Genomic DNA, 23,327 nt, shown 5'->3' with positions numbered 1-23,327 from the left:
TGGGCGGCGGCGGGCAAACCAGGAGCCCGACGGGCGGATTTTTCGCCGGCCGCCTAAAGTTCGGACGGGCCCGGCAGAAAACTCGTAGGCCTCGCCGGGCGCTCCGTCCGGTGATCGACCCCTTCGGTTTGCAGACTCCCACCGCCATGAATGCCTTGTTGCTGTCACCCCACCTGATCGGTACCAACATCCTGATTGCCAGCGCCATCATTTGCCTGGCCCTGTGGTACTACTCGCGGCCCCATCCGGGGCCCGGCCTTTGGACGTGCGGCGTCCTGCTGGTGACGGTGGGCCAGTACCTGGCGCAGGGCACCGCCTATACGGCCTCGCTGCCCTACAACGTCTTGTGCCACAGCTTGCTGACCGCGGGAGAAACGGTTCTGGTCATCGGCGTGTTCCGTTTCCTCGGCCGCCCCACGCCCTGGTGGCTGATACCGGTGACTTTCCTGGCGGCGGCGCCCTGGTGGCTTTGGCACTGGCTTTTGCAGCCGTTGGAGACCGGTGACGTGGTGGCCCTGTACGCGTTCCTCAGCGCCTTCATCCGGGGAATGGCTTGTTATGCGCTGCTGCGGCTGCCGGGCGACCGTCGGCTGCACAGCGCGCGGATCTTCGCCGCGCTGATGTTTGGCTTGCTGGCCTTGAGCGCGGCCGGCAGCGGGGTGCTCGGTCTGTTCGAGGGGTTGTCGCAAAGCCAGGGGCGCCAAGACGTCGAGCCGGCCGCCGAAATGCTTGCCTACAACGTGGGTTATCCGTTGTGGATCCTGTGCCTGTTCGGCCTGACGCTGCTCAGCCTGCGCCGCTTCCTTTTGGCGTCCCAGAGCAGTGCGGTGCGTTTCGAGCGCCTGATGAACATCACCAGCGCCGCCGTGGTGATCGTGCGCGACGGCCGGATTGTCGATGCCAACCCGGTGCTCAAGCACCTGTTCGGCTGTCCGCGGGAATTCTTGTACGAGCGTCCGCTGGTAGACCTGTTCGAAACCGACGAAGACTTGCAGAAACAGCTGGGCCGCTGCGACGGTGTGCCGATGGACCGGGTGGCGGTGCGCTGCGACGGCAATCGGTTCGCTGCGGAGCTGACGGTCGCGGCGCTGGACGATGGCACCCAGGTGGCGGAGATCCGCGACGTCAGCGGCCGCAAATCCCTGGAACAGGAACTGCGCCGGACCGCCGCGCGGGACGCCTTGACCGGCGTCCTCAACCGCCGGGCCTTCATCGAGCAAGCTCAGCTTGAACTGACCAAAACCCGCCAACAAGGCCGTCCGGCGTGCCTGGCGATGTTCGACATCGATCACTTCAAGCGCGTCAACGACACCCATGGCCACCTGGTGGGCGACCAAGCGCTCAAGGCCTTCAGCGCCGTGTGCGAAAGCCATGTCCGGCGCACAGACCTGTTTGCCCGCTATGGCGGCGAGGAGTTCGTGCTGTTGCTGCCGCAGACCGACCGTGAACAGGCCTTGGCCTTGCTGGAACGCCTGCGCGAGACCTGGAGCCAGCACCGGTTGCCGGTGCCCGGCGGCGAGCTGGCGTCGACCGTCAGCATCGGCATGGTGCAGCTCGACGGCGACGCTTCGCTTGAGCATTGGGTCAGCCTGGCCGACCAGGCCCTGTACCGGGCCAAGCATGAGGGGCGCAACCGCACGCGGGTGCATGCGGCCGAGTGAGCCCTCAATGCCTCATCACTGAACGGAGCGCAGCCGTCGCCACAACGTGGTCCGGCTGATGCCGAGCCGGCGCGCCGCTTCATCGAGGTTGCCCTGACAACTGTCCAGCGTTTCCTGCACGTGCCGCAGTTGCGCGGCCTTGCCGATCATCTGCAAGTCCGATTCCCGTGAAGACGTTTTCGGGGCCGGGGTCAGGGCTGGGCCTTCGCACAGTTCGGGCAGCACGCGGGCCAGGTATTGCTCGTCCAGGCCGTGGTCGTGCAGCAGTTCGCGGGCGGAGAGCATCGCCCGTTCTATCACGTTCTCCAGTTCCCGGACATTGCCCGGCCAGGCATAACGGCTCAGGTGCGGGAGCAGGGCGGCCGGGATGTCGGCGGCCCCCAGGGGCTGGCCCTGGACCAGCAGGCGCTGGCTGATGCCCCGGCAGATGAGGGCGATGTCCTCTGGCCGTTCGCGTAGCGGGGTGGTCTGCAGGCGCAGGATGTTGAGGCGGTAGTAGAGATCGCTGCGAAAGTCGCCTTCGTCCATGGCGGTGCGCAGGTTCTGGTGGGTGGCGGCGATGATCCGCACGTCGATGGAGATCGGCTCGGTGCCGCCCAGGCGCAGCACCTCGCGCTCTTGCAGCACGCGCAGAAGGCGGGTCTGCAACGACACCGGCATGTCGCCGATCTCGTCGAGAAACAGCGTGCCGCGGTGCGCCGCTTCGAACAGGCCGGGCTTGCCGCCCTTGCGCGAACCGCTGAAGGCGCCTTCCTCGTAGCCGAACAGTTCGCTTTCCAGCAGCGATTCCGGGAACGCCGCGCAGTTGATGCCGACAAACGGGCCCTGCCGGCGGGGGCTCTCGTTGTGGATGCCTTGGGCCAGCAGTTCCTTGCCGGTGCCGCTTTCGCCGGTGATCAGGATCGTCGAGTGGCTGACGGCGAACCGTTTGGCCAATTGCAGCATGTCGCGGTTGGCCTGGCTGTTGCCGGCGAGCTGCTCAAGCCGGTAGCGGGCCGTGAACGCGCCCGGACGGCGGGTGGAGCGGATGCGTTGGTCGGCCCGCTGCACGGCGGTGATGTCCTGGCAGGTCAGGACCAGGCCGGTGCGCTCGCCGTTCTCAAGGATGGGCAACAGGTTGCTGACCACCGCATGGGAGCCGAGCCGGATCACCCGGTTTTCCTCACCGCTGCCGTCCTCCAATGCCTGCGGCAGGTCCAGTTCGGGGCACAGCTGCTGCAAGGGGCGGCCCAGCGCTTCGCCGGCCGGCAGATCGAGCAAGTGGGCAAGGGCCGGGTTGAGCGATTGCACCACGCCTTGGTTGTCGACCGCCGCCACGCCGGTGGGGATGTGTTGCAGCACGGCGTTCAAGTGGCGACGCTTGGCGATCTCGATGCGTTGGCTGTCGAGGATGCCCAACGCCTCTTCCAGTGCCTTGCGCACGGTGTCCTCGCTCAGCGACAGCACGCCGTGCAGGCCGGCCTGCAGCGCCAGTTCCACCACCGTCGACGAACCGATGATGCTGCGGCAGCCCAGCCGGGCGGCGTGTTCGACCGCTTGGCGGGCTTCTTCCAGCGAGGTGTAGGCGGCCTGGTGCACCTGCACGGTGAACAGCGCGTTCATGGCTTGCAGGTCGTGGTTGATGCTGTTGTAGCTGAGCAGGGCCACTTGCGGGGAGTGCTCGCGGGCCCGCCCCAGCGCCCGCAGCAGGTCATCGCCGCCAACGTGCATCGTCAGCACCGGCCGCGCCAGGTGCTTGCGCAGGTAGGCGGCCGTGGCGCCGGCGCAGACGAACACATCGGCTTCGCCGCGCTGTTCCAGCTCGCGGGCGGTCTGCAGCGCTTCGGACACCGAGGTGTCGAGCACTTCAATGTGCGTGTCGGGGTAATCCCCGGTGAGCCCGGCCACCACTTGGGCGAGGCGGCTGCGCTGCCGGGGGCGCTGCAGGTGGCTGATCAGCACGACGACCTTTGAGGCGGGAGAGTGCATGGCGAGACCTGTTCAGGAGTGAAATGTCCCAATACTGAACCAATTCATTTCAGGTGTGAAACGCGGGTTCTGTTCATGCCTACCCGCGAAAGATCTCAAACGCCCGAACCGCGTGGCCCGCAGCCCATCGCTGCAAAGTTGGCCCAGGCATTGCTCTAGCTGACCCGACAACTTCAAAAAGTGCAGGCGGGGCCCTTGGATCCATGAGCAGTTCCCTAACTAAGCATCAGGCTGATGATTCGTTCTCGACCAAGACCAGCGACGGGAATCTGGTCGACTTCATCCGCCAGCAAGCCGAAGCGACCCGGGTGGTCATTGAGGCCCGCAAACGCCTGAGCGGTGGCGCCATCCAGGAAAACTGGCTGCTTGAACTGCAGATCGAAGGCGGCCCGTGGGCCGGCGCGCGGCGCTGGGTGTTGCGCAGCGACGCGCTCTCGGCGCTGCCGGCCAGCCTTGGCCGCGAGCAGGAGTTCGCCGTGCTGCAAGCGGTGCACCAGGCCGGGGTGAAAGTGCCGCGGCCGCTCTGGCTGTGCCGTGACACGAGCGTCCATGGGCGGGTGTTCTTCCTGATGGAACATGTGCCGGGCGTTGCGGCCGGACGCCTGCTCAGCGCCGACGCGGGCCCCCAAGGCCGGACGCGCCTGGCCGCTCAACTCGGTGCCAACCTGGCGCGTCTGCATCAGCTTCGCCCGCCGTGCGCCGCGCTGGCGTTCCTGCCCGTACCGGAGGTGTCGCCGGCCCTGAGCACCGTCAGCGCCTACCGCCGTTACCTCGACACCCTTGACGAGGCCTATCCGGTCCTGGAGTGGGGCCTGCGTTGGTGCGAGCTCAACGCACCGCGCAGCACGCACCTTTGCCTGCTGCACCGCGACTACCGCACCGGCAACTACCTGGCCAGCGAACAAGGGCTGGAGGCGGTGCTGGATTGGGAGTTCACCGGCTGGGGCGACCCTTGCGAGGACCTGGGCTGGTTCACCGCCCGTTGCTGGCGCTTCACCCGGCCGGATCTGGAGGCGGGCGGCATCGGCCGGCTCGAGGATTTCCTGGCCGGCTACCACTCGGTTTCGCCGCTGCGCATCGAACCCGGCCAACTGCATTACTGGCAGGTCATGGCGACGTTGCGCTGGGCCGTGATCGCCCTGCAGCAAGGCCAACGCCACCTGTCCGGCGAAGAGCCTTCCCTTGAGCTGGCACTGACCGCGCGCCTACTGCCGGAGCTCGAACTCGACATCCTGAACCTGACCTGCGGAGACGCGCCATGACCCAGCCGAACGCCCATGAACTGCTGGAGATCGCCCGTCAGACCCTGCTGGAACAGTTGCTGCCTGCGCTGCCCGGGGAACTGCGCTACCCGCTGCTGATGATCGCCAATGCCATGGCCATCGCCGCCCGCGAAAACCGTCTGCAAGCCGATGCCCGCTGCCAGGAACTGGCGTTGCTCAGCGTCCTGACCGGCGACGGCGGGGCGCCGCTGCGCGAGGCCCGCCGGCAACTGGCCCGGGACATCCGCCAGGGCCATCACGATGCCGCGCACAGCCAGCGCTCGCTGACCGAGGCCTTGCGCCAGATGACGCTCACCCGGCTGGCGATCAGCAATCCCAAAGCCGTGCCGTGAGCGCCGCGCCGCCCTCCATTTCCCGAACTGCCAAGAGAAAAAGAAGGATAACCATGAACTTCACCCTCCCGGACGAGCTGCTTGAACTGCAGCGTAAAACCCGCGAATTCATCGCCGAGCAGGTCATCCCGTTCGAGAACGACCCGCGCCAGGGCGCCCATGGCCCCAGCGACGCCCTGCGCGTGGACTTGCAGGCCCGCGCCCGGGCCGCCGGCCTGCTGACGCCCCACGCCAGCCTTGAGATGGGCGGTCTGGGCCTGAGCCATGTGGCCAAGGCAATCGTGTTCGAGGAGGCGGGGTATTCGCCGCTGGGCCCGGTGGCGATGAACATCCATGCCCCGGACGAAGGCAACATCCACCTGATGGACGTGGTGGCCACCGACGCGCAGAAGGACCGCTGGCTGCGGCCTCTGGTGCAGGGGCACGTGCGTTCCTGTTTCGCCATGACCGAACCGGCGCCGGGCTCGGGCTCCGACCCTTCGATGCTGCGCACCACCGCCGTCCGCGACGGCGACGATTACCTGATCAATGGCCGCAAATGGCTGATCACCGGGGCCGAGGGCGCCGGCTTCGCCATCATCATGGCGCGCATGGAGGACGGCACCGCGACCATGTTCCTCACCGACATGCAGCGCGAAGGGATCGTCCATGAACGTCAGTTGGACTCGCTGGACAGCTGCTTCACCGGCGGCCACGGGCAGTTGCGCTTCGACAACCTGCGCGTGCCGGCCAGCGACGTGCTGGGGGAGATCGGCAAAGGCTTCCGTTACGCCCAGGTGCGCCTGGCGCCGGCACGCCTGACCCACTGCATGCGCTGGCTGGGGGCGGCGCGACGCGCCCATGACATCGCCTGCGACTACGCACGCACCCGGGAAACCTTCGGCAAGCCGCTGGGCGAACACCAGGGCGTCGGCTTCATGCTGGCCGACAACCTGATGGACCTGCACGTGGTGCGCCTGGCGATCTGGCACTGCGCCTGGGTGCTGGACGAGGGCGGGCGCGGCAACGTCGATTCGAGCATGACCAAAGTGATCAGCGCCGAAGCGCTGTGGCGGGTGGTGGACCGTTGCGTGCAGGTCCTGGGCGGGCGCGGGGTCACCGGGGAGACCGTGGTGGAACGGATCTTCCGCGACATCCGCCCATTCCGCATCTACGACGGCCCGAGCGAAGTGCACCGCATGAGCCTGGCGAAGAAGCTGCTCGACCAACGTCTGGGGGATCGGTGATGCAACCCTCTATTGCCCGACTGTTCGACCTTGAGGGGCGCCGCGCCTTGGTCACCGGCGCCTCCAGCGGCCTCGGCCGCCATTTCGCGATGACGTTGGCCACCGCCGGCGCCGAAGTGATCGTGACGGCCAGGCGCCTGGAGCCGTTGCAGACGCTGGTGGCGGCGATCGAGGCGGCCGGCGGCCGTGCCCGGGCCTTCGCCCTCGACGTGACCTGCCGCGATGACGTCTGCCGGGTGCTCGATGCCGCCGGATCGCTGGATGTGCTGGTCAATAACGCCGGAGTCAGCGACAGCCAGCCTTTGCTGGACTGCGACGACCAGGCCTGGGACCGCGTGCTGGACACCAACCTCAAAGGCGCCTGGACGGTGGCCCAGGAAAGCGCCCGGCGGATGATCGCCGCCGGGCACGGCGGCAGCCTGATCAATGTCACTTCGATTCTCGCCAGTCGGGTGGCGGGGGCCATTGCGCCGTACGTGGCGGCCAAGGCCGGCCTGGCCCACCTGACCCGCGCCATGGCCCTGGAACTGGCGCGCCACGGGATCCGCGTGAACGCCTTGGCGCCGGGGTACGTGATGACCGATCTGAACGAGGACTTCCTCACCGGCGAGGCCGGCGAAAAGCTGCGTCTGCGCATTCCCGGCCGCCGCTTCAGCCAGCCGCAGGACCTGGACGGCGCGTTGCTGCTGCTCGCCAGCGATGCCGGCCGGGCCATGAGCGGCGCCGAGATCGTGGTCGACGCCGGGCACCTGTGCAGCAGCCTGTGAGGCGCCCTAACGCAAGAACAACAAGAACCCGCAACGGACAGGAGGTGTGTATGAATGTGCGATGCCTGGGCGATGTCTTGATGGAGGGGCGGTCATGATGACCTCGACCTTCGAGCACGGACTGGCCCCCAACGAAGCCAACCACGTGCCGCTGTCGCCGCTGTCGTTCCTCAAGCGCGCCGCGCAGGTGTACCCGGAACGCGATGCGGTGGTCTACGGCGAGCGGCGCTACAGCTACCGCCAGTTGCACCAGCGCAGCCGCGCCCTGGCCAGCGCCCTGGAGCATGTCGGCGTGCGGCCGGGAGAGCGTGTGGCCATTTTGGCACCGAACGTCCCGGAAATGCTGGAGGCCCACTACGGCGTGCCCGGTGCCGGGGCCGTGCTGGTCTGCATCAACATCCGCCTGGAGGCGCGCAGCATCGCTTTCATCCTGCGCCACTGCGCCGCGAAGGTGCTGATCTGCGACCGCGAGTTCGGCCCGGTGGTCCGGCAGGCCTTGGCCCTGCTCGATTCGCCGCCGCTGCTGGTGGGGATCGACGACAGCCAGGCTGAGGGACCGGCTCACGACCTGGACTGCAGCCTGGACTACGAAAGCTTCCTGGCCCAAGGCGACCCCGGCCGACCGCTGACCGCGCCGCAGAACGAATGGCAGTCCATCGCCATCAACTACACCTCAGGCACCACCGGCGACCCCAAAGGCGTGGTGCTGCATCACCGCGGCGCCTACCTCAATGCCTGCGCCGGGGCGCTGATCTTTCAGCTCGGCCCGCGCAGCGTCTACCTGTGGACCTTGCCGATGTTCCACTGCAACGGCTGGAGCCACACCTGGGCGGTGACCCTGTCCGGTGGCACCCATGTGTGCCTGCGCAAGGTGCAGGCCGATGCCATCCACGCTGCCATCGCCGAGCACGGGGTGACCCACTTGAGCGCCGCCCCGGTGGTGATGTCGATGCTGATCCACGCCGAGCACGGCAACTCGGCAACGCCGTCGACGAGCGTGTCGGTGATCACCGGCGGGGCGGCGCCGCCCAGTGCGGTGATCGCCGCGATGGAGGCTCGCGGCTTCAACATCACCCACGCCTACGGCATGACCGAAAGCTACGGCCCCAGCACCTTGTGCCTGTGGCAGCCGGGCATCGACGAGCTGCCGCTGGAGGCCCGGGCCCGGTTCATGAGCCGCCAGGGCGTCGCCCACCCGATGCTCGAAGAGGCCACGGTGCTGGACATGGACACCGGCCGGCCGGTGCCTGCCGATGGCGCGACCCTGGGCGAGCTGGTGGTGCGCGGCAACACCGTGATGAAAGGCTACCTGGACAACCCGCAGGCCACCCGCGATGCCCTGGCCGACGGCTGGCTGCACACCGGCGACCTGGCCGTGCTGCACCCGGACGGTTATGTGGAGATCAAGGACCGGGCCAAGGACATCATCATTTCCGGCGGCGAGAACATCAGCTCGCTGGAGATCGAAGAAGTGCTCTACCAGCACCCGTCCGTGATCGAAGCCGCCGTGGTGGCGCGCCCCGATGCGCGCTGGGGCGAAACCCCGCACGCCTTCGTCACCCTGCGCGAGGACGCCTTGGCCGACATCAGCGGCGACGACCTGATCCGCTGGTGCCGCGAGCGCCTGGCGCACTTCAAGGCGCCGCGGCATGTGTCGTTGATGCCGCTGCCGAAGACGGCCACCGGCAAGATCCAGAAATTCGTGCTGCGCGAGTGGGCACGGCAACAGGAGACCGCCGATACCGGATCCTGACGGCTGCACATTGAACAACAACAAGATCAACACAGGACGTGACCCCGGCGTTGCACACGCCGGGATTCGGGCAGGACGTACAGCCCGAACGATGTAACTGCCGAGAACCCGAACAACGACAAAAACTGAGCCTGACCGGCAAGAGGTACGTATGAAATTCCAATTCCTACTCCCCACCAAAGTCGTCATGGAACCTGGCCTGCGCGAGCGCACGGGCGAGCATCTGCGTGAGCTGGGCCTTGCGCGCGTCCTCATCGTGACGGACGCCGGGGTCAAGGCAGCCGGGCTGTTGACCGGCATCTACGCCAGCCTGGACGCGTCGGGCATTGCGTTCGAGGAGATCTCGGACGTCAAGGCCAACCCCCGCAGCGATGACATCAACCGCACGGCGCAGGCACTCCGGGGCCGAGGCATCGACGGCCTGCTGGCCATCGGCGGCGGCAGCGCGATGGACGCCGCCAAGGCCTTGAGCGTGCTGCTCACCCACGACGGCCGGATCGAAGATTACGAAGGTTCCTTCAAGCTCACCCACGGGGTGCTGCCGATCGTGGCGATCCCCACCACGGCGGGCACCGGCAGCGAGGTGACGTGCTTCTCGGTGATCACCGACACCGCGCGCCACTTCAAGATGAACCTGTTGGACTACCGGATCGGCCCGGTGCTGGCGCTGCTCGACTCGAACATCACCGCGACGCTGCCGCCGGCCATCGCCGCCGCGACCGGCATGGACGCCCTGACGCACGCCATCGAGGCCTACACCTGCCGCGTGTCGAACCCGATCAGCGACGGCCTGGCGCTGCATGCCATCCGCCTGATCAGCCAACACTTGAAGGCCGCCGTGCAGGAGCCGGACAACCTGGAGGCCCGCGAGCAGATGCTCGTGGCCAGCCTGATCGCCGGCATGGCCTTCGGCAACGCCGACGTCGGCAGCGTGCACTGCATTTCCGAGGCCATCGGCGGCATGTACGACACGCCGCACGGCGTGGGCAACGCGATCTTCCTGCCGTTTGTGTTCGGCCACAACATCGATGCGGACCTTCTGCGCCATGCCCAGGTCGCCTACGCGCTGGGCATCGACCCGAGCCTGGCGCCGGCCAGCGCCGCCCAAGCGGCGGTCGAGTACCTGTTCCAGATGAGCAAGGCCCTGGGCATCCCCCGTTTCGCCGACGTGAAAGGGGTCCGTGAAGAAGACTTCCTGACCATCGCCGACAAGTCGAAGAAGAACTTCTCCGACCCCAGCAACGCCAAGGCCATGACCGTGGAGACCTACCACGCGATCATCGTCGCCGCTTACCGCTTCGCCGGTTGAGGGGGAGATCATGAGCCAGTCAACTTCCGATGCTTCGTTGAAGCGCGCCCTGGGCCCGTTTTCCGTGCTGCTGTTCGGTCTGGCGTTCCTGGCGCCGCTGATCGTGTTCGGCACCTACGGGGTGATCTCCCAGGCCAGCGAGAACACCACGGCCTTGTCCTACGCGATTGCCGCGCTGGGCGTCATCGTCACCGCGTTGAGCTACGGCCGCCTGGTCCGGGTGTTCCCGGCCGCCGGTTCGGCCTACACCTATACCCGCAAGATGCTGAACCCGAACCTTGGGTTCATGGTGGGCTGGGCGGCGCTGCTCGATTATTTCTTCATCCCGATGCTGATCTGGCTGCTGGGGGCCAGTTACCTCAGCATGGCCTTCCCGGATGTGCCGCAGTGGGTGTGGATCGTCGGCTTCATCGTCTCCAGCACGGTGCTCAACGTCCTGGGCATCCAGGTGGCGAACCGCTTCAACATCATGTTGATGGTTGTCCAGATGGCGATCATCGCGGTCTTCATCGGCCTCTGCTGGCACTACATCGTTGCGGCCAACGGCCCCGGCGGGCTGCTGTCGGCCAGTCCGTTCTTCAACCCGGACGTGCCGTTCGCCACGACCATGGCCGGTGCAGCCATCGCCGCCTATTCGTTCCTGGGCTTCGACGCGCTGTCCACATTGAGCGAGGAGACCAAGGATCCGAGCCGGACGATTCCGCGGGCGATCCTGCTGGTCGCGGTGATCGGCGGGGTGCTGTATGTGGGCTCGTCGTACTTCATGCACCTGACGCATCCCTCCATGGCGTTCGCCAACGTGGACGGCGCGGCGTTCGAGATCGCCCGGATGATCGGCGGCGATGTGTTCTTCGCTGCGGTGCTGGCGGGGATCATCATCGCGCACTTCGCGGCGGGGCTGTCGTTCCAGGCGAGCGTCGGCCGGCTGCTGTACGCCCTCGGCCGGGACAACCAGCTGCCGCGTAAGCTGTTCGGCAGCTTGCACCCTCGCTTCCGCACGCCGGTGTTCAACATTCTGCTGTCCGGGGCGTTCGGCACCGTGGGGTTTGCCCTGACGATCGCCACCGCAACGTCCCTGGTGAACTTCGGCGCCTTCGTCGCGTTCACCGCGGTCAACCTGTGCGCCTTGCGGCTCACCTTCGATGCCGGATACCGGGACGGCGCCGGACTGCTGCGGGGCGTGATCCTGCCGGTCATCGGCGTGATCACCGCCGGCTGGATGCTCATCAGCCTGGACAAGGATGCGCTGATCCTGGGGTGCGCCTGGTTGGGCATCGGCACCGTTTACCTGGCGTGCCGCACCGGTTTCTTCCGCAGCCCCGTGCCGGACGCCTTGGCTTAGGTTTCCCTCCATCCATCGACACAAGGGATTGTGAATCCCCCGGGCCTGTCAACTCCAGACAGGCCCGGATCCATTGCAAGAGGCTACGCATGAACAACATAGAGACCTTCGAAAAGCTTGAATCCAACGTGCGGATGTATTGCCGCGACCTGCCCGTGGTGTTCGATACCGCCCTGGGCAGCAAGATCCGCGGCGAAGACGGCCGCGACTACCTGGACTTCTTCGCCGGGGCCGGCGCCCTCAACTACGGCCACAACGACCCGCGCATGCGGGACGCCTTGATCGAGTACCTGTCGGCCAACGGCATCACCCATGCCCTGGACCTGCACACCGGCATGAAGCGCCGCTTCCTGGAGTCGATCAAGCGCGACCTGTTCGATCCGCGCGGCTGGGACTACAAGGTGCAGTTCACAGGTCCCACCGGCGCGGACGCCGTCGAGGCCGCGCTGAAGCTGGCGCGCAAGGCCACCGGGCGCAGCAAGGTCGTCTCGTTCTATGGCGCCTACCACGGCATGACGGCCGGGGCCCTGGCCGTCACCGGCAACCGTACCCGGCGCGGTGCCGCGTTGTCCTCTGAGGTGATTTTCGTGCCCTACGAGGACAGCCCGTACGGCGAGTTCGACAGCATCGGCTTTCTCGAACGCCTGGCCGACGACCAGGCTAGCGGAACGGAACTGCCTGCGGCGGTCATCGTGGAGTCGGTGCAGATCCAGGCGGGCGTTTATGCGGCCTCGGACCTCTGGCTGCAACGGCTGCGCCAGTGGACCTCGGACCACGGCGTGCTCCTCATCTGCGACGAGGTCCAGGCCGGCTGCGGCCGCACCGGCGACTTCTTCGGCTTCGAGCGCTCAGGGATCCAGCCGGACCTGGTGACCTGCGCGAAATCCATCGGCGGCTTCGGCCTGCCGATGGCCATCGTGCTGATCCGTTCCGCGCTGGACGTGTGGCAGCCGGGCGACCACATCGGCACGTTCCGCGGCAATCAGTTGGCGTTCCTGACCGCGCAGATCGCCCTCGGCTACTGGCACGACGAGGCCTTCCTGAAACTGCTGGCCGAGAACATGGCGCTGATGGAGCGGGGCGTGGCCGACATCGCCGAAATCCCCGGCGTCGTCGGCGCGCGCTGCCGTGGGATGGTGGCCGGCATCGACTTCGGCCGCGGCAACGTCGCGCTGACCAAGGACGCCCAGCAACGCGCCCTGCGGGCAGGCCTGCTGGCCGACCGCTGCGGGCCGAACGGGGAAATCATCAAGCTGATGCCGCCGATCAACACGCCGACCGATCAGTTGGGTGAGGGCCTGAAGATCTTCGCCGAATCGGTCGCCGCCGCACTGAGCCAGTAAACCGGCCAGCCCCTTGCAGCGCGCCGAGGTTGGCGCTGCAAGGGGCCTTATCGCCCCCACTTCGCAGCAGGAAAATCCGCGAATGAACAGCGTGACTTCCCGTCGATCCACCGCGATTTCGATCTGCCGGCGATTCCGGTGCACCACCTGACCTGCCCCAACTATTACCGCCTCGCCAAACCGGGGGAGTCGCAAGAGGCGTTCTCGTTGCGCCTGGCAGAGGAACTGGAGCGGCACATCCTGGTGGAGGGGCCTGAGACCATCGCCGCGTTCATCGGCGAGCCCGTCATCGCCGCAGGCGGCGTGCTGCCGCCGCCCAAGGGCTATTGGGCGGCGATCCAGGCAGTGTGCAAACGCTACGACATCCTGCTGGTGATCGACGAAATCGTCACCGGCTTCGGCCGGCTCGGCACGATATTCGGTTCCGAGCTGTACGGGATCCAGCCCGACATCCTGGTGCTGTCCAAGCAGCTCACCTCATCCTATCTGCCGCTGGCGGCGCTGCTGGTGTCCGATGCCCTCCATGACGTGCTGGTGAGCCAAAGCGAGCGGCTGGGGGCGTTCGTGCATGGCTTGACCGCCACCGGGCATCCTGTCGCCACGGCCGTGGCGCTGGAGAACATCCGCATCATCGAAGAGCGCGATCTCGTGGGCCATGTCCAGCGCTTGGCGCCTGTGTTCCAGGAGCGGCTGCAGGCCTTCGCCGATCACCCGTTGGTGGGCGATGTGCGGGGCGTCGGCCTGATGGGCGGGATCGAACTGGTGGCGGACAAGGCGCGCAAGCAGCCGTTCAGCCAACCGGGGATCCTGGGCAGCTACGTCTTCAGGCAGGCTCACAAGCATGGGCTGATCGTTCGTGCCATCTACGACACCATCGCGTTCTGCCCGCCGCTGATCACCACGCAGGACGACGTGGACGCGATCTTCGAAGCGTTCGGCAAGACACTGCATGACGCGACGGAATGGGCCCATTCCCAAGGCCTGATCTGACGGCAGGCGCTGCCCGGCGTTAATCGTCGGACAGCGCCTCCCAGACCTGGTGGGACGGCATGCTCAGTTCCAGCCAGACCTGGGTCAGCAGCAGCGCGACGAAGCAGGCCAGGCCGATGCCCAGGCTCAGGTCGGCGATGTCGACCAGCTTGACGATGGAGACCAGGATCCCGAACAGGTAGACCTCAAGCATGCCCCATTCGCGCAGGTGGTGATAACTGCGGTACAGCTGCAGGCCGGCCCGGCGCGCCACCTTGAACCGCACGCTCAACAGCACCAGCAACTGGCACAGCAGCTTGAGCAGCGGGATGGCCATGCTGCTCAGCAACACCACCACCGCGACCCCTTGCATGCCGCTTTCGAACAGCCCGAGCACGCCGCCCCAGACCGTTTCGCTGCGGGTCTGCCCGAGCAGGCTCAGGTGCATGATCGGCAGGAAGTTGGCCGGAATGTAGAGGAGCAGGGCGGTCAGCACCAGCGCGAGGGAACGCCTCTGCCAGTGGGGGCGATGCACGGCCAGCTCGTAGCCGCAGCACGGGCAGCAGTATTTCTCGCCGGGCGCGAGCGGTTCGCGGCGCATGAGCAGGTCGCACTCATGGCAGGCGAGCAGCGCGTCGAGGGGAAGATCCGGCAAGCGGCCGGTAGGTAAAGGGGACATCGGGTGCCGGGTCTCTGGAAAAAGAACAGCCAAGATAAAAATAAATCATATGAGACAATATTGACTCATTAGGGATTGAAAAGTAGCATTCGCGCCGTTTTCAATCAAGCCTCAGGTGAGTCATGGGCACAGTGCGCGCAAGCGGGAGCGGAGGTTCACGGGCCCAGGAGGGGCATCCGGCGTCTGTCGGCAATGGTTCGGCGCAAGCCGCGCGAGGAGGGTAGCCATGCGTGCGATCGATGCCGGCATCCAGGTCTGCGGCGACTGCCATCAACTCAATCCCATCGACGGCCCGCAGCCTGCGCATTGCAGCCGTTGCGAGTCGCTGCTGCATGTGCGCCGCCCTGACAGCATCCGGCGCACCTGGGCCTTGCTGATCACCGCGACGATTCTCTACATCCCGGCCAACCTGCTGCCGATCATGACGGTCAGCGTCCTGGGCAAGGGCGCGCCGGCCACCATCATGAGCGGCGTCATCAGCCTGCTGCAGTTGGGGATGATCCCCATCGCCCTGGTGGTGTTCGTGGCCAGCATCGTGGTGCCCACCTTCAAGCTGGCCGGGATCGCGCTGCTGCTCTATTCGGTGCAGCGGCACCAGCCGATGTCCGCCCGCCAGCGGATCGTCATGTACCGCTTCATCGAGTGGGTGGGCCGCTGGTCCATGCTCGACATCTTCGTCATCGCCATCCTGGTGGCGCTGGTGAACTTCGGCAACCTGGCGCGCATCGAGGCCAACCTCGGCGCCGCCGCCTTCGCCGGCGTGGTGGTGCTGACCATGCTCGCCGCCCTGACTTTCGACCCCCGGCTCATTTGGGACAACACCGACGTGGACAATGAACATGAGTGACCTCCCCACCCCGACGAAACGCCCCACCTCCAACTGGTCGGCGATCTGGATTCTGCCGCTGCTGGCCTTGGTCATCGGCGCCTGGCTGACCTGGCGCGCCTATGACGAGGCCGGCCCGGTCATCCAGGTGCGCTTCGAGAGCGGCGACGGCATCCAGGCCAAGAAGACCGAGGTGCTGTACAAGGGCATCGCGGTCGGCAAGGTGGTGGAACTGAATGTCAGCGACGACATCAAGGGCGTGCTCGCCACCATCGAAATGAACAAGGAAACCCAGCATTACCTGAACGAAGACACCCACTTCTGGCTGGTCAAGCCGCGGGTGTCGCTGGCGGGCGTCACGGGCCTGGAGACGCTGGTCTCCGGGGTCTACATCGCCGTCGATCCGGCCAAGGGCGACAAGGGCGATCAAGGCGTGCGCGCCTACACGGCCCTGAAGGAGCCGCCGCCCATGTCCGAAAAGGTCCCGGGCCTGCACATCACCCTCAAGGCCGATCGCCTCGGTTCCCTGGAGCAGGGCAGCCCGGTGTTCTACAAGCAGATCCTGGTGGGCCAGGTGAAGAATTTTCAGCTGGGGGAGGATCAGCGCACCATCGAGATCAAGGTGCACATCGAACCGGCCTATGCGGACCTGGTGCGCAAGCACACGCGTTTCTGGAACGCCAGCGGCCTGTCGATCTCCGGCGGCCTGTCGGGGTTCAAGGTACGCAGCGAATCGCTGCTGACCCTGGCCGCCGGCGGCATTGCCTTCGCCACGCCGGACAACCACCGCGACAGCCCGCCCACAGACAGCAGCAAGCCTTTTCGCCTGTACGAGGACTATGACGCGGCCCAGGTCGGCCTGCGGGTGTCGCTGAAGATGAAGGATCTGAGCGACATCCAGCCGGGGCAGACGCAGGTCATGTACAACGGCGTGCAGGTCGGCCTGGTCAAGAGCGTCGACATGAACCAGGACTTCAGCGGCGCCACCGCCGAGCTGGCGATGGATCCTCGGGTCGAGGCCATGCTGCTGGAGGGCACCGAGTTCTGGACCGTCAAGCCGAACATCTCGCTGGCCGGGATCACCGGCCTGGACGCGCTGGTGAAGGGCAACTACATCGCCGTGCGTTTCCCCAAGAGCGGCGCGCCGCGGCGCGAGTTCAGCGTCCTTTCCAAGGCACCGGCCATGGACATCAACGTGCCGGGCCTGCACCTGGTGCTGACCAGCGACAAGCGCGGCTCGGTGGAGGTCGGCGCGCCGGTGCTCTACCGGCAGATCCGTGTCGGCAGCGTGCAGAGCTACCAACTGTCCGGGGACAACCGGCAGGTGATGATCGGGGTGCATGTCGAGCCGGAGTTTGCGCGCCTGGTGAACAGCTCCACGCGGTTCTGGAACGCCAGCGGCGTGACCCTGAGCGGCGATTTGACGGGCCTGAAGGTCAAGAGCGAGTCGCTGCAGACCCTGATCAACGGCGGCATCGCCTTCGACACCCCGGATGCGAAAGCGCCGGCCTCGGGCAAGGACCGGCGGTTCTCCCTCTACGACAGCGAAGAGGCCGCACTGGCCCAGGGCGTGGAGATCCAGCTGAGCGTCGAGGACGGCGAAGGCCTGCGCGAAGGCACGCCCATCCGCTTCAAGGGGCTGACGATCGGCAAGGTCGAGAGCGTCGACCTTAAGGCCGACCTGTCCGGCGTACAGCTCAAGGCGCGCCTGTTGCCCAATGGCGAATCGTTCGCCCGCAGCGGCACGCGCTTCTGGGTGGTGCGCCCGGCGCTGGGCCTGCTGCGCACGGAACACCTCGGCACGCTGGTCAGCGGGCCTTACATCGAGGCCTTGGCCGGCAGTCGTCCGGGAGAGCGCCAGACGCGGTTCCAGGCCCTGGCCGAAGCACCGAACCTGCTGGGGCAGGGCAGCGGCCTGCGCCTGACCCTGAGCGCCGTGGACAAGGGTTCGATCAAGCTCGGCAGCCCGGTGACCTACCGCAAGATGCCGGTGGGCAAGGTGGTCGACATGAACCTGGGGCCGCAGGCGGACCGGGTGCTGATCAGCGTCCTGATCGAGCCGCGTTACGCGCCGCTGGTGCACACCGGCAGCCGCTTCTGGAACGCCAGCGGAATCGGCATCGAGGCCGGCCTGTTCAAAGGGGTGTCGGTGCGCACCGAATCCCTGGAGGCCATGGTCGCAGGCGGCATCGCCTTCGCCACGCCGGACAACGGGCAAATGGGCGAGCCGGCCCGGCCGGGCCAGACCTTCGCGCTGTTCGAGGCCGTCGATGAGCAATGGCTGGTGTGGGCGCCGAAGATCCCGCTCAAGGAAACCGCGCAATGATCGCGCCGAATTTTTTGGTTAACGCAACAGGAGTCAACTGATGTCCAGGCACCTCATTTTTGCCGCTTTATTCGCTGTCGGCTGCGCGTATGCCGCACCGGCCCAGGAACCCTTGCCGTCGGTGGACCAGGTGATGAGCGAAAACAAGGAGAAGATCAACAACCAGATCGAAACCCTGAACTACAAGCGCAAGCGCATGGTGGAGGCCAACATGGCGCTCGACGGCGCGCAGGCCGAAACCTTCTGGCCGATCTACACCCGCTACCGCAACGAAACGGATGGCCTGAACCGCGACACGTTCCAGCTGCTGCTTGAGTATGCGCGGGCCTACGGCTCCGGCGCGGTCACCGATGAGGATGCGGCGAAGATGATCAAGGTCTACAAGACCCTGCACGTCAAACGGCAGATGCTCCTGAACCGCTACATCGATGAGGTGGCCGAGAAGATGTCCCCGGTGACCGCCATGCGCTTCCTGCAGATCGAAGAGCAGCTGGATGCGGCGGACATGCTGGAAACCGGGCAACGCATCCCGTTGGTGGGCAAGGCCAAGATGTGACGGCCGCTGCATGAGGCCACGGGCCGGCGGTTCAGCCTGGCGCGTGGTCTGCTTTTCCTCGCAATACTTCCTCGAAACACCTCCTCAATGTCTCTCTCGATGCTCGCTCGCGGCGTGATGCCGCAGGCGGGCCGTTGTCTGCTGATCGGCTACAGTCCTCAAGACCCTTCATTGCTCCCCCTCAAACACGAAGTTTGACGCGAGCGCACACAGGGGGAGGTTGCGCAGGGCTGCTTGTTTGTTGTGCAGATTGCACCAAAACAGTCGGATCGTGGTGCATTTTGTACCTTGTTGCGTGGCGACAGCGCGACTTACCATGATCGCATGATCAAATCACATGATCAGGTCTCTATAACACAACAACAGGAGGCGACATGTCTTCTCACGCAGTTCTTCCCACCGAGCCGCTGGATGTCCTGATCATGGGCGCTGGCGTGTCCGGCATCGGCGCCGCGGCTTATCTGCGACGCAACCAGCCGGGCAAGGCCTTTGCGATTCTTGAGTCTCGTGAGCGAGCGGGGGGAACGTGGGATTTGTTTCGCTACCCTGGCATCCGTTCCGACTCGGACCTGTTCACCTTCGGTTTCGATTTCAAGCCCTGGACCAAAGACAAATCCCTGGCGGACGCCAAGGACATCCTCGAGTACCTGAGCGAGACGGTCGACGAGTACGGGCTGGAGCCCTACATCCAGTACCAGCAGAAGGTCGTGTCGGCCAACTGGCAGAGCGAAAAAGGCCTGTGGGCGGTTCAGGTCGAGGACGGTCACCTGGGCGTCACCCGTACGGTTGAGTGCCGCTGGCTGTTCGGCGCCGGCGGCTATTACCGCTACGACCAAGGCTTCAGCCCGCGCTTCGAGGGCGCGGAGCAGTTCAAGGGCCAGATCGTTCACCCGCAGCACTGGCCGGAAGACCTGGACTACACCGGCAAGCACGTGGTCGTGATCGGCAGCGGCGCCACGGCGGTGACGCTGATTCCGGCCATGGCGGACAAGGTGGCCAGCATCACCATGCTGCAGCGCACGCCGTCCTACATCATCAATCAGCCGGCCAAGGATGCCGTGGCCGCGTTCCTGCGCAAAGTGCTGCCGGCGCAGACCGCCTATTCGTTGACCCGCTGGAAGAACGCCAAAATCACATTGGGCTTCTGGGGTTTCTGCCAGCGTTTCCCGAAACTCGCCCGCAAGCTGCTCCTTTGGCTGACCCGTCAGGAACTGCCGAAAGACTATCCGGTGGACGTGCACTTCAACCCGCCGTACGACCCTTGGGACCAGCGGCTGTGCTCGGTGCCGGAAGGGGATCTGTTCAAGGCCATCAGCGCGGGCAAGGCGTCCGTGGAGACCGACCACATCCAGCGGTTCACCGAGTCGGGCGTGCTGCTCAAGTCCGGAAAGGAACTGAAGGCCGACATCATCGTCACGGCCACGGGGCTCAATGTGCAGCTCTTCGGCGGCATCACCCTGCACAAGGACGGCCAGCCGGTGACCCTGAGCCAGACCCTGGCCTACAAAGGCATGATGCTGTCCGGTGTTCCGAACTTCGCCTTCGCGGTGGGCTACACCAACTCGTCCTGGACGTTGAAGGTGTGCCTGCTGTGCGACCACTTCTGCCGTCTGCTGGGTTTCATGGACGAGCAGGGCCACACCGTCTGCGAGCCCCAGGCGCCTGAAGGGATCGAGACCCGTCCGCTGCTGGACTTCGGTGCCGGCTACGTGCAGCGCGCCCTGGACGGCATGCCGCGCCAAGGCCCGTGCGAGCCGTGGGTGATGTCGATGGACTACTTCCGCGACGTCAAACTGCTGCGTCGCGGGACGGTGGCCGAAGACTGCCTCAAGTTCACCTTGGCACCTGCTGTCCGCCGGCAGGAAACCGTCGGCCTGGAGCCTGTGAGTGAAGGTCGATGAGCAAAGACAACTTCTGTGAATTGGCGGGCAAGGGACGTCTCTGTTACCGCAGCTACGGGGCTGAAGCCGACCCGGCCGTGATCCTGGTGGTGGGCCTGGGGCTGCAACTGACCTACTGGCCGCAGGCGATCATCGCCGGCCTGGTCGGCCAGGGTCTGCGCGTCATCACCCTGGACAACCGTGATTCGGGCCGGTCCTTCTTCACCGATGCGACGCCGCCGACGGTCTTGCAGCAGTTTTTCCGCAAGGCCACTGACGGCTACGACCTGGGCCACATGGCGGATGACGTGATCGGGCTGATGGACAGCCTGCAGCTGGAAGCAGCGCACGTGGTGGGGATGTCCATGGGCGGCATGATCGCCCAGACGCTGGCGGCGCGTTACCCGCAGCGGGTCATCACCCTGACCTCGATTTTTTCCACCACCGGATCGCTCCGCGTGGGGCAGCCGGCACTCAAGGCGCTGATGAAGCTGCTGCGTCGCCCGCCCAGGAACCAGACGGAAAGCGTACGGGACTATGTGGACATCATGCGCGTCATCGGCTCCACGCTGGAGTGGAGCGAAGACAGCTTGCGCAGTTATGCCGCGCAAGCCTGGGGTCGGGGAGGGGATGAGCTGAACAATGTGGGAACCGCCAGGCAGATCGGCGCCATCATCAACTCGGGTGACCGCACCCATGAACTGAAGCAAATAAGGTGCAGCACACTGGTCATTCACGGGGATAAGGATCTGATGGTCGCCACCAGCGGAGGGTTCGCCACCGCCGACGCTATCCCCGGATCGAAGTTGGTTCTTCTGCCGGGCATGGGGCATGACTTTCCCAACTCGCTAAACGACACGCTACTTTCGCTATTGGCAGGGCATATGCTGTAAGCAGCATTTGTCTCATTTAGGGGAGTGCAGTTTGCTCCCCTCTTTTTACATGCTCACGTTTGAATTTTTTTATTTCTGCTTCGCCTGCCTTATTTCAAATGACGCGTTCAACTAGTCATTATTTTTTGCGCACTCGTTTTATAACTTTCTCACCGACTTGAAGTTGCCTGCTCTCTATTGCGCCGGCGTTATGTTTATTTCTCGACAACGCTGTCGAGCGGGCAGGGGACAGACGCAATCGGAAACTTGAAAAGTTCTGAGCGTCAGGGTCCCGCGCCGGCTTCTTATGACGTTCTGGCTGCTTCGGGAGCCTTTTCGAAAGTCGCCACCAACAGCTTCAATGCCTGACAGGCCGCGTCGGTGTCCGTCTTCAGACGCTCCGCGTCGCTGTGGGCGGACCAAGCGACCAGCAGCCCGTCGAGCAGATTGATCAGCAAACGGCTGACGGTGACCAACGCGGTTTTGTCCAGCCCCGCGCCCACGACCTTTTCGATGGCCTGCTCTGTCGCCCGGCCGGCATCGGCATAGATCTGGGTCGCCATGGCCGGATTGTTGCGCAACGACCAGGTGAAAAGCTCGGACTGCGCAATGGCCAGATCAGGGTGGGTCATGAACCAGTCGACCGCCTGGCGCAGCATTTCCCCCACGGCTTCGGCGGCGGTGGCGCCCGTCGGAATCTGCTCCAAAGCCTGTTGCGGCGTGTTGATCAGCGACTCGTACACCGCATAGAACAGTTCATCCTTGGTGTGGAAGGTGTAGTGCAACGACGCCAGCGGAGACTCGGCCTCTGCGGCGATCCGGCGAGTCGTCGCGTTGGCGGCGCCGTACTTCGCGATCACCTTCACGGTGGCGTCGATGAAATCTTGTCTGCGCACTTCCGCGCCCATTCTGGCCATAGGCTCAGCCTCCTTTTCGGTGTTTCCGTCAGTAACCCGGTTCAGTGTCTGCGGGGATGGATGCTAACGCATGGCTGCGTCTCAATCCATGCGTGCTTGGGCAGGGATCAATGATTTCCTTTCCTGCCATGTGAGTGTTTCGTAAGTACCCGGCCTGAAGTGACACATCAAAGAGAACTCCGGAAAAAAGTGGGTAGGTTGGTATCGCTTATATCCAACTTACAGGGTTCAGGCATTCAACTTTCTCGGTTTTGCGCCTCCTCAAAGAATGGCATGTGTATTGCTTTAATCAAGCGACCTGATCAAATGATCATATCGAGCGATCAAAATTGTCCTTTATATAGCCAAGTCTGTGGAACGGCCTCTTTCTGACGTGAAATCCAATAGGCAGGAATTGATAAATGCAAACACTCACACTCAAGACTTTAAGCAGCAGCGATTCTGTCGAGGCGGTGGTCGAAACCATTAAGCGTGACGGCGGCGTCATCATCTCCGATTTTGTTTCGCAGCAAACGCTGCAGGCCCTTAAAGAAGAACTCGACCGTTACCTGAACGCCACGCCTTGCGGTGTCGATCCCTACTTTGCGGGCACCCAGACCCGGCGTGTCGCGCGCATTTTCGAACGCAGCGACACCGCCATCGAGGTCGCGCTGAACCCGCTCTTCATCGAGACGGCCAGAAAAATCCTGCAGACCCCGACCCACGTATGGGTGGGCAGCGACCGCATCCCGATCGAACCCAACATCCAACTGAGCATGACCCAGGCGATCCAGATCGGATCGGGGCAAGGCTTGCAGCCTCTGCACCGCGACGATGCCACCTCGCTCTGGCGTCACCCGCAGTTCGGCCGCGAGGCCCGGTTGCAGATTATGGTGGCCATCACCGACTTCACCGAAGAGAACGGCGCAACGCGCGTCATCCCCGGCAGCCACACCTGGGACGACGAGCGCATGCCGACCCAGGAAGAAACCGTGGCGGCCGAGATGAAGGCCGGTTCCGCACTGTTGTGGATGGGCTCGGTGTACCACGGCGGCGGGGCCAACACCACGGCGCAGCCACGCACCGGCCTGACCATGGCCTACGACCTGGCCTTCTTGCGGCTGGAAGAAAACCATTTTCTGTCGATCCCGATCGAACGCGTCCGGCAACTGCCCAGCGAGCTGCAACGCCTGCTGGGCTGGAGCGCCAGCAGCACGCTGCTCGGCTGGGTGGAAATCGACGGGCAGATGCGGGACCCACAAGAACTGCTTGCCCTGGAGTCCTTCTCCGAGGTCGGGAAAGGCATCTAAGCCCCCACAGAAAGGCCCTGCCGGCAACA

The 23,327-nt window shown here is 65.2% G+C and carries 19 protein-coding genes; 16 read left to right on the top strand and 3 right to left on the bottom strand.

Annotated elements, in window-relative coordinates:
* Positions 1-146 precede the first annotated feature (146 nt).
* Positions 147-1,661: a sensor domain-containing diguanylate cyclase gene (locus CAG31_RS25950; protein ID WP_139831399.1), complete on the top strand. Its 1,515-nt coding sequence runs from the start codon at positions 147-149 to the stop codon at positions 1,659-1,661.
* A 15-nt stretch (positions 1,662-1,676) separates the two neighbouring features.
* On the opposite strand, the gene prpR is transcribed toward CAG31_RS25950, so the two are convergent.
* Positions 1,677-3,629, bottom strand: coding sequence for a propionate catabolism operon regulatory protein PrpR (gene prpR / locus CAG31_RS25945; RefSeq protein WP_085586598.1), 1,953 nt, complete (start codon positions 3,627-3,629; stop codon positions 1,677-1,679).
* A gap of 203 nt (positions 3,630-3,832) precedes the next feature.
* On the opposite strand from prpR, the gene CAG31_RS25940 reads away from it, so the two are divergent.
* The 9 genes from CAG31_RS25940 (at position 3,833) to CAG31_RS25900 (ending at position 13,974) form a co-directional block, all read left to right on the top strand.
* Positions 3,833-4,891, top strand: a complete 1,059-nt coding sequence (locus CAG31_RS25940; RefSeq protein WP_085586596.1) for a phosphotransferase family protein — start codon at positions 3,833-3,835, stop codon at positions 4,889-4,891.
* Positions 4,888-5,244: a DUF6285 domain-containing protein gene (locus tag CAG31_RS25935; RefSeq protein ID WP_085586594.1), complete on the top strand. Its 357-nt coding sequence runs from the start codon at positions 4,888-4,890 to the stop codon at positions 5,242-5,244. The genes CAG31_RS25940 and CAG31_RS25935 overlap by 4 nt, the downstream gene beginning before the upstream one ends.
* A gap of 53 nt (positions 5,245-5,297) precedes the next feature.
* Positions 5,298-6,470 carry an acyl-CoA dehydrogenase family protein gene (locus tag CAG31_RS25930; protein ID WP_085586592.1) on the top strand — a complete coding sequence of 391 codons (1,173 nt, stop codon included), beginning with the start codon at positions 5,298-5,300 and terminating at the stop codon, positions 6,468-6,470.
* Positions 6,470-7,237 (top strand): SDR family NAD(P)-dependent oxidoreductase, encoded by a 768-nt coding sequence (locus tag CAG31_RS25925; protein ID WP_085586590.1) that lies wholly within the window; start codon positions 6,470-6,472, stop codon positions 7,235-7,237. Before CAG31_RS25930 ends, CAG31_RS25925 begins: the two co-directional genes overlap by 1 nt.
* Before the next feature lie 94 nt (positions 7,238-7,331).
* A complete protein-coding gene (locus CAG31_RS25920) occupies positions 7,332-8,990 on the top strand; it encodes an acyl-CoA synthetase (RefSeq protein WP_256575588.1) in 1,659 nt (552 codons plus the stop codon).
* 151 nt (positions 8,991-9,141) lie between these two features.
* Positions 9,142-10,299, top strand: coding sequence for an iron-containing alcohol dehydrogenase (locus CAG31_RS25915; protein WP_085586588.1), 1,158 nt, complete (start codon positions 9,142-9,144; stop codon positions 10,297-10,299).
* Between the two features lie 10 nt (positions 10,300-10,309).
* The gene (locus tag CAG31_RS25910; RefSeq protein ID WP_085586586.1) at positions 10,310-11,641 is read left to right on the top strand and encodes an APC family permease; all 1,332 of its coding nucleotides are present in this window, start codon (positions 10,310-10,312) and stop codon (positions 11,639-11,641) included.
* An 89-nt stretch (positions 11,642-11,730) separates the two neighbouring features.
* Positions 11,731-12,984 (top strand): diaminobutyrate--2-oxoglutarate transaminase, encoded by a 1,254-nt coding sequence (locus CAG31_RS25905; protein WP_085586584.1) that lies wholly within the window; start codon positions 11,731-11,733, stop codon positions 12,982-12,984.
* Between the two features lie 138 nt (positions 12,985-13,122).
* Positions 13,123-13,974, top strand: coding sequence for an aminotransferase class III-fold pyridoxal phosphate-dependent enzyme (locus CAG31_RS25900; protein ID WP_256575587.1), 852 nt, complete (start codon positions 13,123-13,125; stop codon positions 13,972-13,974).
* Positions 13,975-13,993: 19 nt separating this feature from the next.
* Here CAG31_RS25900 and CAG31_RS25895 read toward each other — a convergent pair whose 3' ends face one another.
* Positions 13,994-14,632 (bottom strand): paraquat-inducible protein A, encoded by a 639-nt coding sequence (locus tag CAG31_RS25895; protein ID WP_085586582.1) that lies wholly within the window; start codon positions 14,630-14,632, stop codon positions 13,994-13,996.
* 226 nt (positions 14,633-14,858) lie between these two features.
* Here CAG31_RS25895 and CAG31_RS25890 point away from each other — a divergent pair, with 226 nt between their 5' ends.
* From CAG31_RS25890 to CAG31_RS25870, 5 genes are all read left to right on the top strand, one after another.
* Entirely contained in the window at positions 14,859-15,479 is a 621-nt protein-coding gene (locus CAG31_RS25890; RefSeq protein ID WP_085586580.1) for a paraquat-inducible protein A, read from the top strand.
* On the top strand, positions 15,472-17,784 hold the full coding sequence (locus tag CAG31_RS25885) for a PqiB family protein (protein WP_085586578.1): 2,313 nt from the start codon (positions 15,472-15,474) through the stop codon (positions 17,782-17,784). The genes CAG31_RS25890 and CAG31_RS25885 overlap by 8 nt, the downstream gene beginning before the upstream one ends.
* A 40-nt stretch (positions 17,785-17,824) precedes the next feature.
* Positions 17,825-18,340 carry a transcriptional regulator gene (locus tag CAG31_RS25880; RefSeq protein WP_085586576.1) on the top strand — a complete coding sequence of 172 codons (516 nt, stop codon included), beginning with the start codon at positions 17,825-17,827 and terminating at the stop codon, positions 18,338-18,340.
* 374 nt (positions 18,341-18,714) lie between these two features.
* The gene (locus CAG31_RS25875; RefSeq protein ID WP_085586574.1) at positions 18,715-20,241 is read left to right on the top strand and encodes an NAD(P)/FAD-dependent oxidoreductase; all 1,527 of its coding nucleotides are present in this window, start codon (positions 18,715-18,717) and stop codon (positions 20,239-20,241) included.
* Positions 20,238-21,113, top strand: a complete 876-nt coding sequence (locus CAG31_RS25870) for an alpha/beta fold hydrolase (protein ID WP_085586572.1) — start codon at positions 20,238-20,240, stop codon at positions 21,111-21,113. The genes CAG31_RS25875 and CAG31_RS25870 overlap by 4 nt, the downstream gene beginning before the upstream one ends.
* A gap of 284 nt (positions 21,114-21,397) precedes the next feature.
* Here CAG31_RS25870 and CAG31_RS25865 read toward each other — a convergent pair whose 3' ends face one another.
* Complete coding sequence (locus CAG31_RS25865; protein ID WP_085586570.1) at positions 21,398-22,009, bottom strand: TetR/AcrR family transcriptional regulator; 612 nt, start codon at positions 22,007-22,009, stop codon at positions 21,398-21,400.
* Positions 22,010-22,410: 401 nt separating this feature from the next.
* On the opposite strand from CAG31_RS25865, the gene CAG31_RS25860 reads away from it, so the two are divergent.
* Positions 22,411-23,298 carry a phytanoyl-CoA dioxygenase family protein gene (locus tag CAG31_RS25860; protein ID WP_085586568.1) on the top strand — a complete coding sequence of 296 codons (888 nt, stop codon included), beginning with the start codon at positions 22,411-22,413 and terminating at the stop codon, positions 23,296-23,298.
* Positions 23,299-23,327 lie beyond the last annotated feature (29 nt).

The organism is Pseudomonas sp. R25(2017) (assembly GCF_002112565.1).
Lineage (GTDB): Bacteria > Pseudomonadota > Gammaproteobacteria > Pseudomonadales > Pseudomonadaceae > Aquipseudomonas > Aquipseudomonas ekonensis.
The sequence above is the reverse complement of the archived record's forward strand: the minus strand, read 5'-3'. Positions and strand labels throughout refer to the sequence as shown.

Bases quoted from the DNA above. Each gene is read 5' to 3' on its own strand.
- CAG31_RS25920 (WP_256575588.1), top strand. From the start codon at position 7,332: ATGATGACCTCGACCTTCGAGCACGGACTGGCCCCCAACGAAGCCAAC.
- CAG31_RS25880 (WP_085586576.1), top strand. From the start codon at position 17,825: ATGTCCAGGCACCTCATTTTTGCCGCTTTATTCGCTGTCGGCTGCGCG.
- CAG31_RS25940 (WP_085586596.1), top strand. From the start codon at position 3,833: ATGAGCAGTTCCCTAACTAAGCATCAGGCTGATGATTCGTTCTCGACC.
- CAG31_RS25875 (WP_085586574.1), top strand. From the start codon at position 18,715: ATGTCTTCTCACGCAGTTCTTCCCACCGAGCCGCTGGATGTCCTGATC.
- CAG31_RS25930 (WP_085586592.1), top strand. From the start codon at position 5,298: ATGAACTTCACCCTCCCGGACGAGCTGCTTGAACTGCAGCGTAAAACC.
- CAG31_RS25915 (WP_085586588.1), top strand. From the start codon at position 9,142: ATGAAATTCCAATTCCTACTCCCCACCAAAGTCGTCATGGAACCTGGC.
- CAG31_RS25905 (WP_085586584.1), top strand. From the start codon at position 11,731: ATGAACAACATAGAGACCTTCGAAAAGCTTGAATCCAACGTGCGGATG.
- CAG31_RS25935 (WP_085586594.1), top strand. From the start codon at position 4,888: ATGACCCAGCCGAACGCCCATGAACTGCTGGAGATCGCCCGTCAGACC.
- CAG31_RS25860 (WP_085586568.1), top strand. From the start codon at position 22,411: ATGCAAACACTCACACTCAAGACTTTAAGCAGCAGCGATTCTGTCGAG.
- CAG31_RS25870 (WP_085586572.1), top strand. From the start codon at position 20,238: ATGAGCAAAGACAACTTCTGTGAATTGGCGGGCAAGGGACGTCTCTGT.
- CAG31_RS25950 (WP_139831399.1), top strand. From the start codon at position 147: ATGAATGCCTTGTTGCTGTCACCCCACCTGATCGGTACCAACATCCTG.
- CAG31_RS25885 (WP_085586578.1), top strand. From the start codon at position 15,472: ATGAGTGACCTCCCCACCCCGACGAAACGCCCCACCTCCAACTGGTCG.
- CAG31_RS25890 (WP_085586580.1), top strand. From the start codon at position 14,859: ATGCGTGCGATCGATGCCGGCATCCAGGTCTGCGGCGACTGCCATCAA.
- CAG31_RS25910 (WP_085586586.1), top strand. From the start codon at position 10,310: ATGAGCCAGTCAACTTCCGATGCTTCGTTGAAGCGCGCCCTGGGCCCG.
- CAG31_RS25865 (WP_085586570.1), bottom strand. From the start codon at position 22,009: ATGGCCAGAATGGGCGCGGAAGTGCGCAGACAAGATTTCATCGACGCC.
- CAG31_RS25925 (WP_085586590.1), top strand. From the start codon at position 6,470: ATGCAACCCTCTATTGCCCGACTGTTCGACCTTGAGGGGCGCCGCGCC.
- CAG31_RS25895 (WP_085586582.1), bottom strand. From the start codon at position 14,632: ATGTCCCCTTTACCTACCGGCCGCTTGCCGGATCTTCCCCTCGACGCG.
- prpR (WP_085586598.1), bottom strand. From the start codon at position 3,629: ATGCACTCTCCCGCCTCAAAGGTCGTCGTGCTGATCAGCCACCTGCAG.